Raw genomic sequence first — 15932 nt, 5'->3', positions numbered from 1 at the left:
ACAGCGACCCGCTACCTTTGGAAGCCGGGGGTCAGTCTCGCCCCCTCGAATACTGATTAAAACACCGGCAATCTGAAAACTTTCGATACTTTCGAGACTGACCCGACTTCCTTATCGGTATGTCACTTTAATGCACGACTGCGACACCTTCTACAGTGACCCAGTTCACATTCGGCAAATTTATTTTGAATTTTTCCAATCGAATAGATCAGGGCCTGCTTGTTCCAGCAGCTCCGCAGCCATCGCGCGGGCTATCTCGGGTCCGTCTTCGACCGCGCCCGTCATATCCCTGTTCGCGGTTTCTGTTCCGTCGGGGCGCAAGACTTCGCCGCGCAGCCTGATTGTGCCACCGTCCAGCTCGGCCAGACCTGCGATCGGGGTTTCACATGATCCGTCCAGCGCCGCCAGCAGAGTGCGTTCTGTCGCCAGGCGCTGACCTGTTTCCAAATGATGAATCGCTTCAAGCATTTCTGCCGCGCGCATGTCATCGCCGCGTCGTTCGATACTGATTGTGCCCTGCGCAATGGCAGGCAACATGTCATCGGGTGAAATTGCGCTGGCCGGAACGTCATCCATACCCAGCCGGCGAATGCCGGCCATGGCCAGAAAAGTGCAATCCGCAACCCCGTCTTCCAGCTTTTTCAAACGTGTCTGCACATTTCCGCGAAACTCGACCACTTTCAGATCGGGCCGCCGGTTCAACAACTGCGCCCTCCGCCGCAGAGAGGACGTTCCTACCACGGCTCCCTCGGGCAGATCGTGGATCGAGCCCAGACGCGGTGAGATGAAGGCGTCGCGCACGTCCTCTCGCGGCAGGAACGTGTCCAGAACCAACCCGTCTGGCTGTGCGACGGGCATGTCTTTGGTTGAATGCACGGCGATATCGATCTCGGCGCGCAGCATCGCCTCTTCGATTTCTTTGGTGAACAGACCTTTGTTGCCGATTTCCTTCAGCGGGCGATCCGCATCGATCATGGCCCGATTGTCGCCGGTGGTTTTGATAACCACAATCTCGAACGCGTCCTGAGGCAAGTCAAACGCATCGCTCAGGCGCTGGCGGGTTTCATAGGCCTGAGCCAAGGCCAGTGGCGAACCACGGGTGCCGATTCTGAGGGGCGATGCGGGTGTGGGCAGGTTCAAAGTCATGGGCACAGCTTTAGTCGCGTCACATTGCCCTGACAATGGGGGCCAAGCTTGACAAATTGCCGCCGAAGGACGACCCGTTGCCAAAACCGGAATGCTGGGGACAAACATGGCCGAGACAAAGAAACTGCTGCGGGCGCTGGCGGGCGAGGTGCAGGATGTGCCGCCGATCTGGATGATGCGTCAGGCAGGCCGGTATCTGCCCGAGTATCGCGCCACCCGCGCACAGGCCGGGGATTTTCTGTCTCTGTGCTATAACCCGGAATTGGCCGCCGAAGTCACTTTGCAGCCGATCCGGCGTTACGGGTTTGATGCGGCGATCCTGTTTGCCGATATCTTGCTGGTGCCACAGGCGCTGGGTGCCGATCTTTGGTTCGTGACCGGTGAAGGCCCGCGCTTGTCCACCATCACGCAGCAATCCGAATTCGATGCGTTGAAACCGGTCGACGCGATTCATGAAACGCTGTCGCCCGTCTATGAAACGGTGCGCATTCTGTCGCGGGAATTGCCGTCGGAAACCACTTTGATCGGGTTTGCTGGCGCTCCATGGACGGTGGCCACCTACATGATCGCCGGGCGTGGTACGCCGGATCAGGGTCCTGCTCATGCGTTGCGCGAAGGCGACACGGCTTTGTTCGAGGCGTTGTTGGATCGTATCACCGCAGCAACGATCGAGTATCTTTCTGCTCAGATCGAAGCCGGGGCCGAAGTGGTCAAAATCTTTGACAGCTGGGCGGGGTCTTTGAAAGGTGAGGCTTTCCGCAAATACGCGGTTGAACCGTGCCGGGTGATCACTCAGGCCATAAAAGAACGCCATCCCGGTATCCCTGTGATCGGTTTTCCGCGTGAGGCAGGCGACGGGTATATCGGGTTTGCAAGGGCGACCGGCGTGGATTGCGTGGCGCTGGACAATTCCGTGTCGCCCGACTGGGGTGCTGAGCATGTGCAGGTTGACGGTTGCGTGCAGGGAAACCTGGCCTCATCGCATATGGTGACGGGCGGGCAGGCATTGGTGGACGAAACGCGGCGGATCGTCGAGGCTTTTTCAAAGGGGCCACATATCTTCAATCTGGGGCATGGGATCACGCCGGACGCGGATCCTGAAAATGTTCAGTTGATGATCGATACGGTGCGCAGCCGGTAAGCGGGGAAAGGGGGCCAGCCCCCTTCTTGGCCTGCGGCCAATTCATCCCCCGGGATATTTTTGGCCAGATGAAGAGCGGATCAGCGCGGAGTGTCGAGCTCGGCCAGGATTTCTGCTGTGTGCTCTCCGCGCATGGGGCTCGGCTTGGGGTGCCAGTCATGGTTCGAAAACCGTGGGGCGGCGGTGGCTTGCAGGGTGCCTTCGATTGTTTGCCAGCTGTTTCTGTATGTGTTCATGAGATGAGATTGCGCCTCATCCGGGCTGAGAACAGGGGCGACGCAGGCGTCGGATCCGCGAAACAGTGCATCCCAGTGATCGCGAGGTTTGCTTGCGAAAATGCCAGCCAGGCGACGTGTGAGAGCAGGCCAGAGGGTTTTGTCGTATTGTCGCTGGAACTCCGAATCGTCTGAGAGACCGAGTAAACTCAGAAACTGCGCGTAGAATTTGGGTTCGAGGCATTGAACCGTGATGAAACCGCCGTCGGCGCAGGGATAGGTGCGGCTCCAATGCGGGCCGTCCAGCAGGCTGTGGCCGCGGGTTTCCGACAGGTTGCCGGTTTGGCGCATGGTCATCAGAAGGTTCATCATATGGGCTGAGCCGTCATAGATTGCGGCGTCGACGACGGTGCCCTGACCGGTTCTTTGCGCGTTGATCAGCCCGGCGAGAATGCCCGTGACGAGATACATTGCCCCACCGCCAATGTCGCCAACCAGCGTTGACGGGGTTTGCGGCGGCTGATCGGGGTGAGAGGCATACCAGAGCGCACCGGACAGGGCGATATAGTTCAGGTCATGCCCTGCCGTATCAGCCAGTGGGCTATCCTGCCCCCAGCCTGTCATGCGCCCATAGATGAGTTTTGGGTTGCGGGTCAGGCAAAGGTCAGGGCTGAGGCCCAGCTTCTCCATCACGCCGGGACGGAAACCTTCGATCAGCGCATCTGCTGTATCGATCAGGCGGCGTGCGGCCTCCAGATCGCCGGCATTCTTCAGGTCAAGCGCGATGGATCGTTTGCCGCGGTCGAGAAGCGAGCGTTCCGGCATACCCGGGGTTGCGGCACCGTCTTTACGGTGGATGGTGATGACGTCCGCGCCCAGATCGGCCAGCTGCATGGCGGCAAACGGGCCGGGGCCCAGCCCTTCGATTTCGACAACACGTATTCCGTTCAGCATCGGCGCCCTCCATTGTGGGCAAAGTTTGCGGGTGGGTCAGTGGATTGCAAGGCAGATTAAGCCACAGCGCTGGCGACTTTTGAAAAAACGCGCAGAGTATTGTGCGAAATTGACCTGTTACACGCTGGTCTTGCGCGATAGGGTCTCGGTTGGAACGGGGAACAGATATGACGACCATTTTGTCCATCGGGGATCTGCGAAAATCTTACGCCGACGGGTTCGAGGCGCTGAAAGGCGTGTCACTGGACATTGAAGAGGGCGAGATACTTGCACTTTTGGGACCGAACGGCGCGGGAAAGACGACCCTGATTTCCACGATTTGCGGGATCACGACCCCGACCTCTGGTGCGGTGACTGTCGGAGGGCACGATATCCAATCCGACTATCGCGCGGCGCGCAAGATGATCGGGCTTGTGCCGCAAGAGATCGCGCTGGAACCGTTTGAAAAGGTCTGGAACACGGTTCGGCTGTCACGAGGGTTGTTCGGGCTGGGAAAGGACAATGCCCGGATAGATGAGATTCTGCGCAAGCTGTCGCTTTGGGATAAGCGCAAGAACGCAATCAAAGAACTGTCCGGCGGCATGAAGCGCCGGGTGCTGATCGCCAAGGCTTTGGCTCATGAACCTCGGGTGCTGTTTCTGGACGAACCCACCGCCGGTGTGGACGTCGAGCTGCGCAAGGACATGTGGGAGATCGTGGCGGAACTGAAACGGGACGGTGTCACCATCATTCTGACCACCCATTACATCGAAGAGGCCGAAGCCATTGCTGATCGCGTCGGTGTCATAGACAAGGGCGAGTTGCTGCTGGTGCAGGACAAAGACACGCTTATGGCGCAGATGGGCAAAAAACAGATCGAGGTCATGCTGACCGAACCGATCACCCGGATTCCCGAATGCCTGGCTGACCATAACCTGACCTTAAACGGCGCGGGTGATTGCCTGATCTACACTTACGACACGCATGCGGACCGTACAGGTATCACAACGCTGCTGAATGACGTGTCGCAAGCCGGGTTGGTGTTGCGGGACGTACAGACGCGGCAATCAAGTCTGGAAGAGATTTTCGTTAACCTGGTATCCGGAGAAGCGGCATGAACTGGACCGCCATCGCTGCAATATACCGGTTTGAAATGGCCCGGTTTTTTCGCACCCTGGCGCAGAGCTTTCTGTCACCGGTTTTGTCCACTTCGCTGTATTTCGTGGTGTTTGGCACCGCCATTGGCAGCCGCATTCAAGAGGTCGAGGGCGTCTCCTACGGGGCGTTCATCGTGCCGGGGCTGATCATGTTGTCGGTGGTGATGCTGTCGATCTCGAACGCGTCTTTCGCGATCTATTTCCCGAAGTTTCTGGGCACCATCTACGAACTGCTGTCTGCACCGGTCAATTTCATTGAAATTGTGATCGGATATGTCGGTGCTGCCGCGACCAAATCTCTTTTCGTCGGGCTGGTGATATTGGTTACGGCGACCTTTTTTGTGGACATTCAGATCGAACATCCTTTTGCGATGGCGGCGTTTTTGATCCTGTCTTGTCTCAGCTTTTCGCTATTGGGGTTCATTATTGGCATCTGGGCCAGCAATTTTGAGCAGATGTCGCTGGTGCCGCAGCTTGTCGTCACGCCGCTGATCTTCCTTGGTGGTACGTTTTATTCGATCTCGATGCTGCCGCCTCTGTGGCAGACCATCACCTTGTTCAATCCCGTGGTCTACCTGATTTCGGGGTTTCGCTGGTCATTCTACGGGCTGGCCGACGTCCCGATAGTCTTCAGCCTGCTGGCCATTGTCGCCTTTACAGTGATCTGTCTGGCGATCATCGGATGGATCTTCAAAACCGGCTGGCGCATTCGCAGCTAACCCCGGTTCAGGCGTTGCATTTTTGCCCATCGACTGTGGGAATTTGGTTCACGTCGCGTTTAAGGCTCGCAGAGTCCCTTGTTTACGAGTTGGGGGCACTCTACATCGGCACCCATGAAACTCAGCCTGCCGTTTGTCAAAAAGCACCCCTGTGTTGCCGTTGTCCGCTTGTCCGGCGCCATTGGTATGGCCGGGCGTGGGTCTTTGAACGACACCGCTCTGGCCCCGGTCCTTGAGAAGGCGTTTCGCAAAGGAAAGCCCGTGGCTGTCGCGCTCGAGATCAATTCTCCGGGCGGGTCCCCTGTGCAAAGCTCTTTGATTGGCGCGCGTATCCGGCGTTTGTCGGACGAGTTGGACGTGCCGGTTATCGGCTTTGTCGAGGACGTTGCGGCGTCCGGCGGCTATTGGTTGGCTGCCGCCGCGGATGAGATCTGGGCCGATGACAGCTCGGTTCTTGGATCGATCGGTGTGATCTCGGCCGGGTTCGGTGCGCATGTCTTTCTGGCGCGGCAAGGGTTTGAGCGGCGTGTGCACACGGCCGGCAAATCGAAATCGATGCTGGACCCTTTCGCACCTGAAAAGAAAGAGGATGTGGCGCGCTTGCAAGGGCTGTTGGGTGACATCCACGAAAACTTCATTGCATATGTCAAAGCCCGCCGGGGCGACAAGCTGGATCACAGTGCGGAATTGTTCACGGGTGAGGTCTGGTTGGCGCGTCGTGCGCAGGAACTGGGCCTGATAGACGGTATCGCCCATCTGAAACCCAAGATGCAGGAACGTTTCGGCGACAAGGTAAAATTCCGCCGCTATGGCGTGCGCAAACCGATCTGGTCGCGCTTTGGGGCCAGCATGGCGCAGGACGCCATCGCTGGGCTAGAGGAGCGGGCGGCCTACGCGCGTTTCGGTTTGTGACGTGATTATCAAGGCAGTCACCCTTTTCCTGATCGCCATGGGTGTTTTGGCAATGTTCGGCAAGCTGCGCTTTCCGGGGCAGAAGAAACTGAGTTCGGCAAAGTGTCCGCGCTGCGGACGTTATCGCATCGGCAAAGGCCCCTGTGCCTGCGAAAAAGGAGGCCGGACTTGATTACCACATGGCTGTTGTCTGGTCTTGGTCTGTTGATCCTGCTGCTGGCTGGCGATGCACTGGTGCGCGGTGCGGTGAACCTGAGCTTGCGTTTGGGCGTTCCGGCGCTGATCGTCAGTCTGACGATTGTGGCGTTCGGCACATCGGCACCCGAGTTGCTGATTGCGATCAGCGCTTTGAAAGAGAACGCTCCGGGTATCGCGCTGGGCAATGTCGTCGGATCGAACACGGCCAATATCCTGCTGGTTCTTGGTCTTCCCGCGCTTTTGGCAACGCTCCACACCAGCGAATGCGATAGCCGCAGGAACTATGTTTTCATGCTGATGGCGTCCGTGCTGTTCATCGGGCTGGCCTTTTGCGGAACCTTCACCTTCTTCAGTGGTTTGATTCTGCTGGCGGCTTTGGGCCTTGTTCTTATGAATGCCTTTCGTGAGGCAAAGGCGCATCGCAAGGCCTGTGGCGCAGCCTGTGCCGATGATGAAGAGCTTGAAGGTCTCGAAGAAGCCGACCCTGACATGCCCTATTGGAAGGTATCGATCTACCTGATCCTCGGGCTGGTGGGGCTTCCGATGGGGGCGCATTTGCTGGTGGACAATGCGACCATCATTGCACGGACCTATGGCGTCAGTGAAACGGTCATTGGCCTGACCCTGATCGCGGTCGGAACGTCTTTGCCCGAACTGGCCACGACCGTTATGGCCGCTCTGCGTCGGCAGGCCGATGTGGCGCTGGGCAATGTGATCGGCTCGAACATGTTCAACCTTCTGGCCATTATCGGGATCGCAACCTGGTTCGGCCGCATTCCGGTCGATCCCGAGTTCCTGCAATTCGACCTGTGGGTCATGCTGGGCGCATCGCTGCTGTTGGTTCCGTTTGTGTTTTTCAAACAGGACATCTCGCGCATATGGGGGTTGGTGTTGACTTTCCTTTATGTGCTTTATGTCACCGTATTGCTGGTGTGATCTGACAAAACGAGGTGAAGCATGACCCGAGCTTTAGTGACCGGTGCCGGTATTCGTCTGGGCCGGGCCATGGCGCTTTATCTGGCGGGTCGTGGGTACGACGTGGCCGTGCACTACGCCACATCAGAAGGTCCTGCGCAGGAGACCGTGGCAGAGGTTCAGGCTTTGGGTCGTCAAGCAGTGGCTTTGCAGGCTGACCTGCTGGACGAAGCTCAGGTCCGGGCTCTGCTGCCCAAGGCGGCCGAGGCGCTGGGCGGTCCGATCACCTGTCTGGTGAATAACGCGTCAATCTTCGAGTACGACAATATCCATACCGCGACCCGGCAAAGCTGGGATCGCCACCTCGACAGCAACCTGCGCGCGCCATTTGTTCTGACACAGGCCATGGCGGATCAGGGGCTGACCGCTGGCACCGACGAAAACGAAGAGCCGCAAGCCGCTGGCCTTATCGTCAACATGGTGGATATGCGGGTGCGCAAACTGACGCCCGAGTTCATGTCTTACACCATCGCTAAAATGGGGCTGTGGACGCTGACCCAAACGTCGGCACAAGCGTTGTCCCCGACGATCCGCGTCAACGCGATCGGTCCCGGCCCGACGATGCAGGGACACCGCCAGAGCGAAAAGCACTTTCAGGCACAGCGATCCAATACCGTATTAGAGCGTGGTTCGAATCCGTCGGATATCACCGCTGCACTTGGGTATTTTCTGGATGCACACGCGGTTACCGGGCAGCTTCTGTGTGTGGATGGGGGTCAGCATCTGGGATGGAAAACACCGGATGTCCTGGGCGTAGAATAAACAATTTTGCCGCAAGTTTTGCACCGCTCTCATTCACGTTACCTGCACGTTACAAAAATGTCTTTTTTTTCATACACTTGCTAAGTACCAGAAAAAATATCCACTAATAACAATGAGTTGCGATATTGCCTATTTTTTGTGCAAGTAGAGGAAAAGGCAAGGAAACAAGGGGATTTCCGATCCTCCGAAAACTTATCTTCACACTTATCCACAGAAACCGTGGATTTGTTTTCTCTTGATCTGAAAGGCCTGAGATTGCAGCCATTGTCAGAGAATCATATCTCAGGGTCATGACCACCGACAGCGAATCGTCCTCCACCGGCTATGCCTGCATTCAGCGTTATGTGAAAACGCTGGACAGCTCGCCCGGCGTTTACCGCATGCTTGATGCGGATAGTCGGGTTTTGTACGTGGGCAAAGCGCGAAACCTTAAGGCGCGGGTGTCAAATTACACAAGGCCGGGTCATTCGGGGCGGATCGAGAAGATGATTGCTTCGACCGCGTCGATGATGTTTCTGACCACCCGAACCGAGACCGAAGCGCTGCTGCTTGAGCAGAACCTGATCAAGCAGCTCAAGCCGAAGTACAATGTGCTGCTGCGGGACGACAAAAGCTTTCCGAACATCCTGGTTGCCAAAGATCACGCCTTTCCGCAGATCAAGAAACATCGCGGGGCGAAGAAGGAAAAGGGTGCCTATTTCGGCCCCTTTGCCAGCGCTGGTGCGGTGAACCGGACACTGAACCAGCTGCAGAAAGCATTTCTGCTGCGCAACTGCTCGGATTCGATGTTTGACAGCAGAACGCGGCCTTGCCTGCTCTATCAGATCAAGCGGTGTTCAGGGCCGTGTGTCGATCTGATTTCGGAACGGGATTACCGCGAAAGCGTCAAGGATGCGGAACGCTTCCTGTCAGGCCGTTCAACTAAGGTGCAGGAGGATTTGGCCGAGCAGATGATGGCCGCGTCCGAGGCGATGGAGTTCGAGCGCGCCGCTGGTCTGCGTGACCGCATCCGGGCGCTGACGCAGGTCCAGACCTCGCAAGGCATCAATCCGCGTGGCGTGACTGAGGCGGATGTAATCGGTCTTTATATGGACAGCGGGCAAGCCTGTGTTCAGGTGTTCTTCATCCGCGCCAACCAGAATTGGGGCAACAAGGATTTCTATCCACGCGTAGGGCCGGATGTTTCACCAGCCGAAGTGATGGAGGCCTTTCTGGGCCAGTTTTACGACAACAAGGAACCGCCACGGCAGTTGATCCTGTCGGACGGGATCGAAAATGCGGATTTGATGCAGGACGCCCTGACTGAAAAAGCTGGGCGTAAGGTTGCAATTCTGGTCCCGCAGCGCGGTGAGAAGCAGGAACTGGTTGCAGGCGCGTTGCGCAACGCGCGAGAGTCTCTGGCCCGCCGAATGTCGGAAAGCGCCACGCAGGCCAAGTTGCTGCGCGGTGTGGCCGAAGCGTTTGATCTCGACGGCTCGCCGGACCGGATCGAGGTCTACGACAACTCCCATATTCAGGGCACCAACGCGGTGGGCGGCATGATCGTCGCTGGCCCCGAAGGCTTCATGAAAAATGCCTATCGCAAGTTCAACATTCGCGGTGATGACCTGACACCAGGTGACGATTTCGGCATGATGAAAGAGGTGCTGAACCGCCGCTTTACCCGTCTGCAAAAGGAAGACCCGGATCGGGGTAAAGGGCTCTGGCCCGATCTGTTGTTAATTGATGGCGGTGCGGGGCAGGTGAGCGCCGTGCACGAGATCATGCAGGCCCATGGCGTTGAAGATATTCCCATGGTCGGCGTCGCCAAAGGGGTCGACCGGGACCATGGCAAGGAAGAGTTCCACCGGATCGGCCAGCGCCCCTTTGCCTTGAAACGAAACGACCCAGTTCTGTACTTCATCCAACGCTTACGGGACGAGGCGCACCGGTTTGCCATCGGCACCCATCGCGCGAAACGGGCCAAGGCCGTGGGTGCAACGCCGCTGGATGAAATCCCGGGTGTTGGGGCCGCACGCAAACGTGCTTTGCTGACCCATTTTGGAAGCGCCAAGGCGGTCAGCCGGGCCAATCTGGCGGACCTGAAAGCCGTTGAGGGGATTTCGGCGGGGCTGGCGCAGAAGGTCTATGACTTCTTCCACGACAAGGGCTAGGTTTGCCGCCCACGCCACAGGATATAGAGGCCCGACGCAACGATCAGCGCGCTGCCGATCCACATCGTACGGTCCAGGCTCTCGCCAAACATGACCACGCCCAGCCCGATGCCGAACAATAGCCGGGTATAGCGGAACGGGGTCACGGCGGACACTTCGCCTGTGCGCATGGCTTTCATCAGAGACGCATAGGCCATAACCCCCATCAGCACTGCGCCGATCAGATGCAGGCTGGTGTGGACGCTAACTGGCTCCATCGGTACACCCTCCCAAAACCTGTAGGCGAGGCCAGCCACGATGATGCTGAGGAACCCGTAGAACCCCAGAACCTCGGTGCCCAGCGTGGCAGGAGCTGCGCGGCTGGCCAGATCACGTCCGGCAAATCCCAACATCCCCAACACGGCCAGTATCGACAGTATCGAAAAGCTGTCCCCGGTTGGTTGCAGGATGACGACAACGCCGATCATCCCGACGAAAATGGCGCCCCATCGCCGCCAACCTACCGTCTCGCCAAAGAACAGCGCAGCACCGGCAACCACAACCAAAGGCGTTGCTTGCAGGATCACGGTGGCTGAGGACAAAGGCGTCAATGCAATGGCCAGCACATAAAACAGCCGCCCGAAAACCTCGAACAACACCCGAACTTTCATCGGACGGGAAAGAACGTCGGGATGCAGTAATCGTAGCCCGCGAGACAATGCCACCGAAGCAAAGATCACGGACCCGCCCGCGCCGAACAGAACCAGCACCTGCCAGATCGGAAGCACGGCTGACGCCGCTTTCAGCAACGCATCCTCAAGCGCAAAGCCCGCCATCGCGGCGATCATCCAAAGGCTGCCGACCATGTTTGATCGGGCGTCGGTTCGAATATGCGCTGTCATCCGGCACTTTCGGGCTTGCGTTCAACCGGCAATCTGAACGCAAAGCCGGAAAAGGCCAAGAGGTACAACTCTGAGACGTCAAACCTGCGGCGCTTTGACCAAGCGTTTATGCACGATGCAGTTTTTTGTCTGTTTGGCTTTTCTGTCCCGAACCAGCGATATAGGGTCCAAGCCATGAAGTGGAACTTGCCCAATATCCTGACTGTCCTGCGCCTGCTGGCGGCACCCGGTCTGGCCGTGATGTTTTTGTATTTTACCCGTCCGTACGCGGACTGGTTCGCTTTGCTCCTGTTCCTGTCGGCGGCGATCACGGATTGGTTCGATGGCTATCTGGCGCGTGCGTGGAAGCAGGAAACCAAGATCGGCGCGATGCTGGACCCGATTGCCGACAAGGCGATGGTGGTGATTGCGCTTATGATTCTGGTGGGCTACTCGCAAGATAGCTGGACGCCGTGGCTGGTGCTGCCCGCCACCGTGATCCTGTTTCGCGAGGTGTTCGTCTCGGGCCTGCGTGAATATCTGGGCGATGTGGCCGGGACGCTGAAGGTCACGAAACTGGCCAAGTGGAAGACCACAGCGCAGATGATCGCCATCGCGGTTCTGTTTTCGCAGGGTATCTTTGAACACTATGCCGTGATGGCGAGTTTCGGCATGGATGCTGAGCTTGTGGAGCAGATCATCACAGGTCAGGTCGAAGACGTGAACCACCTGCGCTGGAATGTCGAAGGCATGTATTGGGCTGGTCAGATTGGGCTGTGGTTGTTGTGGATTGCCGCCACGCTGACATTGATCACGGGCTATGACTACCTACGTAAAGCCATGCCACATCTGAAAGAGGGCTAAGCGATGGATGTACTGTATTTCGCATGGGTGCGCGAACGCATCGGCCTGCCGAAGGAAAAGGTCGAAACACAGGCCGCCACGGTCAGCGATCTGGTGGCGGAGCTGAGCGCGCGGGAAGACCGCTATGCCGCGGCTTTTGCCGACCTGTCTGCCCTGCGCGTTGCGCTGGATCAGGAGCTGTCGGATTTCGATGCGTCCCTTGCAGGTGTTCGGGAAGTGGCGTTTTTTCCACCGATGACAGGCGGTTAAGCGATGCGGATCGCGGTTCAGGAAGAAGCATTCGATCTGGGGGCTGAGGCCAACGCCTTTGCTGCCGGGGACGGTGCCAACGGTGCCATCGTCACCTTCACCGGGGTGGTGCGCAACCTTGCGAGCGGTGATCTGGATGTGATGGAGATCGAACACTATCCGGGCATGACCGAACGCGCCCTGACAAGAATCGCCGAAGAGGCGCAGACGCGCTGGTCCCTTGGCGACGTTCTGGTGATTCACCGCCATGGGCGTCTGGCCCCGGGCGACAAGATCATGATGGTGGCCACCGCTGCACGGCATCGCAAGGATGCGTTTGAGGCGGCGGAGTACCTGATGGATTACCTGAAATCTCGTGCGCCCTTCTGGAAGAAAGAAATCACCCGGTCGGGTGCGGAATGGGTTGCCGCCAAGGATGAAGATGAAGACGCGCTGACCCGGTGGTGATCAGATCAGCCGTGTTCACTTCATCAGATTGCTGAGCTCGGTGTCAGGGATCGCATCTTTTGAATAGCTGAATGTGCCTTTGGATTTCACTTCTTCCGCAGCCCGTCTCAGCGCCCCAAACGCCGCACGTGCGAAAGACCCGCCAACACTGATGCGCCGCACGCCTGCGTCAGACAAGTCAGAGACGGTATAGGTCGGTCCGCTTAATCCCATCAGAACATTCACCGGCTTGTCGACCTCGCGGCATACGGTCTTGATTGCGTCCAGATTCGGCAGGCCGGGGGCATAAAGCACGCCTGCCCCTGCGTCGGAGAACAATTGCAATCGTTTGATCGTATCGCCCAAATCGGGGCGTCCCCATAGGTAGTTCTCCGCCCGTGCGGTCAACAGGAATGGTAAGTCCGCAGCCGTTTCCGCAGCGGCTTGAATGCGATCAACCGCTTCGTGCAGATCATAGATCGGTGCTTCGGGATCGCCCGTGGCATCTTCGATCGATCCACCAACGAGGCCGATCTCTGCCGCCCTGCGGATTGTTTCAGCGCAGTCTTCGGGAGCGTACCCAAACCCGCCCTCAAGGTCGGCAGAGACGGGCAGGGCGACCGCGTTGACGATATCCGACGCATTGGCCAACACTTCATCCTGGTCCAGTTCCGCGCAAGAATCGCGTTTGCCTTGGGAATAGGCGTATCCTGCGCTGGTAGTGGCTAGGGCGTCAAAGCCCAAACCGGCCAGCAGCTTCGCTGAGCCTGCATCCCAGACATTGGGCATCACGAAAGCCTTTTGTCCGAAATGCAGGTTTTTGAAATGGTCGAACTGAATCTGTTGTCGTGACATTGGTCGCCCCCAGGTTTCGGTACGACCTTATCGAGATGAGAACGTAATGAGAACAAGAAAGCGCAAGCGCTCGGTTAGGACACTTAGTCGGCGTTGTTGATCCGTCCGCGCAGCTCCTCTGCCTCTTGCCGAGCGGCGCGCAGGCCGTCCATGGCGGCGGCAAGCTCGGCTTCGGTCTGGGTCAGCTGGTTCGTCAGCTCGGCCTCGCGCTGCTGCAGATAGGTGATGGCCTGATCGCGGGTTTCCTCGGCCTCGTGGAGTTCCTGACTCATCCGGTCCAGATCGGCCACGTCGCTTTGACGCACGCGGGACAGGCGATGCGCCAGCCAGTTGGCAAACCAGCCCATGCAGAAGGCTGCGAACAGGATGATGGCCGTGGCAATTATGAATTCGGTTCTGTTCAAGTTACTGGTCCCCTGCATCCGCATCAGATGCGGTCGTATCGGTTTGGTCCGCATCGGACGCTTCCACCTCTGTCTCAAGCGCTTCAAGCCCGGTTTCGGTGTTCTCGACAGGCTCGGGGCGGATCAGGCGGAATTCAATGCGGCGGTTTTCTTCGCGACCTTCTTCGGTGTCGTTATCCGCGATGGGCTGTGTCTCGCCATATCCGACCGCAGTGTAACTGCTGGTGGGAATGCGCCGCCCACGCAACTCGTTCAGGATGGATTGCGCCCGTGCCTGGCTGAGCTGCTGGTTCATCTCTTCGCGGCCCTGACTGTCCGTATGGCCCTGAATCTCCATACGGATCGGACCACAGTCGCGCAGGATATCCGCGATCTGGTTCACCGTATCGCGCGAGTCGGAGGCAATCGTGGCCGAGCCGGGTTCGAAAGCGATTTTGCTGACGCCCTGAACTTCGGCAATCTGCGCTTCACAGATTTCAGGATCGGGCAAGGCATCTTCTGGCTCTGGCGGCGGTTGATAAGTGATCATCAGGGTGAATTCCTGCCCCTCACCCAGTTTATCCGACAACTGACCCGCAATGCGGGCATTGGCGTCTTCTTCGTGGCTGAGGCCGGACAGCTCGACCGTGTCGGGTGTCACGGTCAGCGAGCCGTTGTGAAGCTGTGCCAAAGCCTCCAAACCGGTCAGAACACGCACAGGCCAATCGGCAGGAAGCCCCGGCACAATGCGGGTTGCGGTATAGACCTGGTCCGACCCAAAGGCCGCACGGGCATAGCTGTCGACCATATCGCGCAGGGTTTCATCGCCCAAACGCCCGCGCAATTGCACCAGCCCTTCGGGACTGCGGGTTGCCGAGAATTCTATGGGTCCGGTCTGTTCGCTGGTATCAGGTTCCTGCAATACGGCGTGCAGCGCAAAGACCTGAGGCAGCGCTGTTTCAAGTTCCCCCACGATCCGATCGAACTTGGCCGGATCAGTGCCTTGTGCCGCAATCAATGTGATATCCGCATCCGAAATCGTGACCGAACCCTTGCCGATTCTGGCCAGCGCCTGAATGCTTTGTTCGGCGGCCTCGGGCCAGCGTGGTGAAGGCTCACCCAGGCCAATAGTGCAGGTATAAGTGCCCGACAATCCTGCCTCGCGCGCGGCGGCCACGATCTGATCGCGGGCTTTCTCATCCTGTGCCGAGCAGGCATCAAATCGCCCGCCTTCATCATTGATCACATAGCGCAGCGTAAATGGCGTGATGACGGGGCGAGGTGCCGAAATCGCCAACCCGATCCGCAAACTTGGCGGCGCGGCGCGGGTCAGATCCCGTTCAAGGCGCTGTTTTTCCTGCAAGCTGTCGGCAATGGCGGTAATCCTGACCAGATCAGGGCTGGCGGAAATCTTGGCGCGGGGCAGGCTGGCCAAGGCTTCAATCGCGTAGGATATCGCCGCATCCCAGCCGTTGGGCTTGGGGTAATCGGCCGTTTCCATCAGGTCTGACACCGCAACGTCGCGGTCCAGATTGCTCAGACGTTGGATCAGTTCAGCCCTGTCTTCGCTGGCGGGGATCAGGCCGATGATCGAGATACCGCTGTCGTTACGCAGGATTTCCGCCGAGAATCGCGGAGGGGCCAGGGCAGAGGTGGCCGCAACCTCCATTTCATCAATCACGCGGGATGTATCGACTTCGGTTCCGGCTGCGGTCAGCGCGTTAAAGCGGGTTGCCTCGTCCGGTGCAGTGCCCGTCAGAACCACGCGCAGGCCATCGGATTCGACCTCGGCCCAGTCGTGTCCTTTCAGGTCCAACGACCGGCGCACGGCGAATTCCGATGTCTCCTCGATCTTGGTAACGGCATAGCTGGCTGCCAAAAGAGACACCCCGGCTGATACAAGAAAGATCAGGGAAACAGCGATAAAATACGGCAGACGCATGTTTGGGTTTGACACTCCTCAGGCGTTTGGGGCGATCTTTAC

Annotated in this window: 16 protein-coding genes; 10 read left to right on the top strand and 6 right to left on the bottom strand. The window is 58.2% G+C overall.

Annotated elements, in window-relative coordinates:
- Positions 1-180 precede the first annotated feature (180 nt).
- Positions 181-1146, bottom strand: a complete 966-nt coding sequence (gene hemC, locus ACR0LF_RS08260; RefSeq protein WP_480579524.1) for a hydroxymethylbilane synthase — start codon at positions 1144-1146, stop codon at positions 181-183.
- 106 nt (positions 1147-1252) lie between these two features.
- On the opposite strand from hemC, the gene hemE reads away from it, so the two are divergent.
- Positions 1253-2287, top strand: a complete 1035-nt coding sequence (gene hemE / locus ACR0LF_RS08255) for a uroporphyrinogen decarboxylase (protein WP_480579522.1) — start codon at positions 1253-1255, stop codon at positions 2285-2287.
- 80 nt (positions 2288-2367) lie between these two features.
- Here hemE and ACR0LF_RS08250 read toward each other — a convergent pair whose 3' ends face one another.
- Positions 2368-3456 (bottom strand): CaiB/BaiF CoA transferase family protein, encoded by a 1089-nt coding sequence (locus ACR0LF_RS08250; RefSeq protein ID WP_480579520.1) that lies wholly within the window; start codon positions 3454-3456, stop codon positions 2368-2370.
- A gap of 167 nt (positions 3457-3623) precedes the next feature.
- On the opposite strand from ACR0LF_RS08250, the gene ACR0LF_RS08245 reads away from it, so the two are divergent.
- From ACR0LF_RS08245 to uvrC, 6 genes are all read left to right on the top strand, one after another.
- Positions 3624-4553 carry an ABC transporter ATP-binding protein gene (locus ACR0LF_RS08245; RefSeq protein ID WP_480579518.1) on the top strand — a complete coding sequence of 310 codons (930 nt, stop codon included), beginning with the start codon at positions 3624-3626 and terminating at the stop codon, positions 4551-4553.
- Positions 4550-5311, top strand: coding sequence for an ABC transporter permease (locus ACR0LF_RS08240; protein WP_480579516.1), 762 nt, complete (start codon positions 4550-4552; stop codon positions 5309-5311). Before ACR0LF_RS08245 ends, ACR0LF_RS08240 begins: the two co-directional genes overlap by 4 nt.
- Before the next feature lie 114 nt (positions 5312-5425).
- Positions 5426-6223, top strand: a complete 798-nt coding sequence (locus tag ACR0LF_RS08235) for a S49 family peptidase (RefSeq protein ID WP_480579514.1) — start codon at positions 5426-5428, stop codon at positions 6221-6223.
- A gap of 171 nt (positions 6224-6394) precedes the next feature.
- A complete protein-coding gene (locus ACR0LF_RS08230; RefSeq protein WP_480579580.1) occupies positions 6395-7357 on the top strand; it encodes a calcium/sodium antiporter in 963 nt (320 codons plus the stop codon).
- Between the two features lie 21 nt (positions 7358-7378).
- Positions 7379-8158, top strand: a complete 780-nt coding sequence (locus ACR0LF_RS08225; RefSeq protein ID WP_480579512.1) for an SDR family oxidoreductase — start codon at positions 7379-7381, stop codon at positions 8156-8158.
- 290 nt (positions 8159-8448) lie between these two features.
- Positions 8449-10311, top strand: coding sequence for an excinuclease ABC subunit UvrC (gene uvrC / locus ACR0LF_RS08220; RefSeq protein WP_480579510.1), 1863 nt, complete (start codon positions 8449-8451; stop codon positions 10309-10311).
- Here the strand turns inward: uvrC and ACR0LF_RS08215 are convergent.
- Positions 10308-11192 carry a DMT family transporter gene (locus tag ACR0LF_RS08215; protein WP_480579508.1) on the bottom strand — a complete coding sequence of 295 codons (885 nt, stop codon included), beginning with the start codon at positions 11190-11192 and terminating at the stop codon, positions 10308-10310. The genes uvrC and ACR0LF_RS08215 overlap by 4 nt on opposite strands.
- A gap of 174 nt (positions 11193-11366) precedes the next feature.
- Here ACR0LF_RS08215 and pgsA point away from each other — a divergent pair, with 174 nt between their 5' ends.
- From pgsA to ACR0LF_RS08200, 3 genes are read left to right on the top strand one after another with little or no spacing between them, the layout of a single operon-like run.
- Complete coding sequence (gene pgsA / locus ACR0LF_RS08210) at positions 11367-12035, top strand: CDP-diacylglycerol--glycerol-3-phosphate 3-phosphatidyltransferase (RefSeq protein ID WP_480579506.1); 669 nt, start codon at positions 11367-11369, stop codon at positions 12033-12035.
- 3 nt (positions 12036-12038) lie between these two features.
- Positions 12039-12284 (top strand): molybdopterin converting factor subunit 1, encoded by a 246-nt coding sequence (moaD, locus tag ACR0LF_RS08205; protein ID WP_010443581.1) that lies wholly within the window; start codon positions 12039-12041, stop codon positions 12282-12284.
- Positions 12285-12287: 3 nt separating this feature from the next.
- Complete coding sequence (locus ACR0LF_RS08200) at positions 12288-12731, top strand: molybdenum cofactor biosynthesis protein MoaE (RefSeq protein ID WP_480579504.1); 444 nt, start codon at positions 12288-12290, stop codon at positions 12729-12731.
- 15 nt (positions 12732-12746) lie between these two features.
- Here the strand turns inward: ACR0LF_RS08200 and ACR0LF_RS08195 are convergent, their stop codons facing one another.
- The 3 genes from ACR0LF_RS08195 to ACR0LF_RS08185 form a co-directional block, all read right to left on the bottom strand.
- Positions 12747-13565 (bottom strand): isocitrate lyase/PEP mutase family protein, encoded by an 819-nt coding sequence (locus ACR0LF_RS08195; protein WP_480579502.1) that lies wholly within the window; start codon positions 13563-13565, stop codon positions 12747-12749.
- Between the two features lie 83 nt (positions 13566-13648).
- The gene (locus ACR0LF_RS08190; RefSeq protein ID WP_050603973.1) at positions 13649-13969 is read right to left on the bottom strand and encodes a hypothetical protein; all 321 of its coding nucleotides are present in this window, start codon (positions 13967-13969) and stop codon (positions 13649-13651) included.
- 1 nt (position 13970) lies between these two features.
- Positions 13971-15890, bottom strand: a complete 1920-nt coding sequence (locus ACR0LF_RS08185) for an OmpA family protein (RefSeq protein ID WP_480579500.1) — start codon at positions 15888-15890, stop codon at positions 13971-13973.
- Positions 15891-15932 lie beyond the last annotated feature (42 nt).

The sequence above is a fragment of the Ruegeria sp. E8 genome (assembly GCF_056533985.1).
Note: the sequence above shows the minus strand (reverse complement) of the source record. Positions and strands in the feature narration are given on the sequence as shown.

Excerpts from the sequence above, each read along its gene's own strand:
- ACR0LF_RS08195 (WP_480579502.1), bottom strand. The coding sequence starts at position 13,565 with ATGTCACGACAACAGATTCAGTTCGACCATTTCAAAAACCTGCATTTC.
- ACR0LF_RS08240 (WP_480579516.1), top strand. The coding sequence starts at position 4,550 with ATGAACTGGACCGCCATCGCTGCAATATACCGGTTTGAAATGGCCCGG.
- ACR0LF_RS08245 (WP_480579518.1), top strand. The coding sequence starts at position 3,624 with ATGACGACCATTTTGTCCATCGGGGATCTGCGAAAATCTTACGCCGAC.
- ACR0LF_RS08185 (WP_480579500.1), bottom strand. The coding sequence starts at position 15,890 with ATGCGTCTGCCGTATTTTATCGCTGTTTCCCTGATCTTTCTTGTATCA.
- moaD (WP_010443581.1), top strand. The coding sequence starts at position 12,039 with ATGGATGTACTGTATTTCGCATGGGTGCGCGAACGCATCGGCCTGCCG.
- uvrC (WP_480579510.1), top strand. The coding sequence starts at position 8,449 with ATGACCACCGACAGCGAATCGTCCTCCACCGGCTATGCCTGCATTCAG.
- pgsA (WP_480579506.1), top strand. The coding sequence starts at position 11,367 with ATGAAGTGGAACTTGCCCAATATCCTGACTGTCCTGCGCCTGCTGGCG.
- ACR0LF_RS08200 (WP_480579504.1), top strand. The coding sequence starts at position 12,288 with ATGCGGATCGCGGTTCAGGAAGAAGCATTCGATCTGGGGGCTGAGGCC.
- ACR0LF_RS08235 (WP_480579514.1), top strand. The coding sequence starts at position 5,426 with ATGAAACTCAGCCTGCCGTTTGTCAAAAAGCACCCCTGTGTTGCCGTT.
- ACR0LF_RS08215 (WP_480579508.1), bottom strand. The coding sequence starts at position 11,192 with ATGACAGCGCATATTCGAACCGACGCCCGATCAAACATGGTCGGCAGC.
- hemE (WP_480579522.1), top strand. The coding sequence starts at position 1,253 with ATGGCCGAGACAAAGAAACTGCTGCGGGCGCTGGCGGGCGAGGTGCAG.
- ACR0LF_RS08225 (WP_480579512.1), top strand. The coding sequence starts at position 7,379 with ATGACCCGAGCTTTAGTGACCGGTGCCGGTATTCGTCTGGGCCGGGCC.
- ACR0LF_RS08250 (WP_480579520.1), bottom strand. The coding sequence starts at position 3,456 with ATGCTGAACGGAATACGTGTTGTCGAAATCGAAGGGCTGGGCCCCGGC.
- hemC (WP_480579524.1), bottom strand. The coding sequence starts at position 1,146 with ATGACTTTGAACCTGCCCACACCCGCATCGCCCCTCAGAATCGGCACC.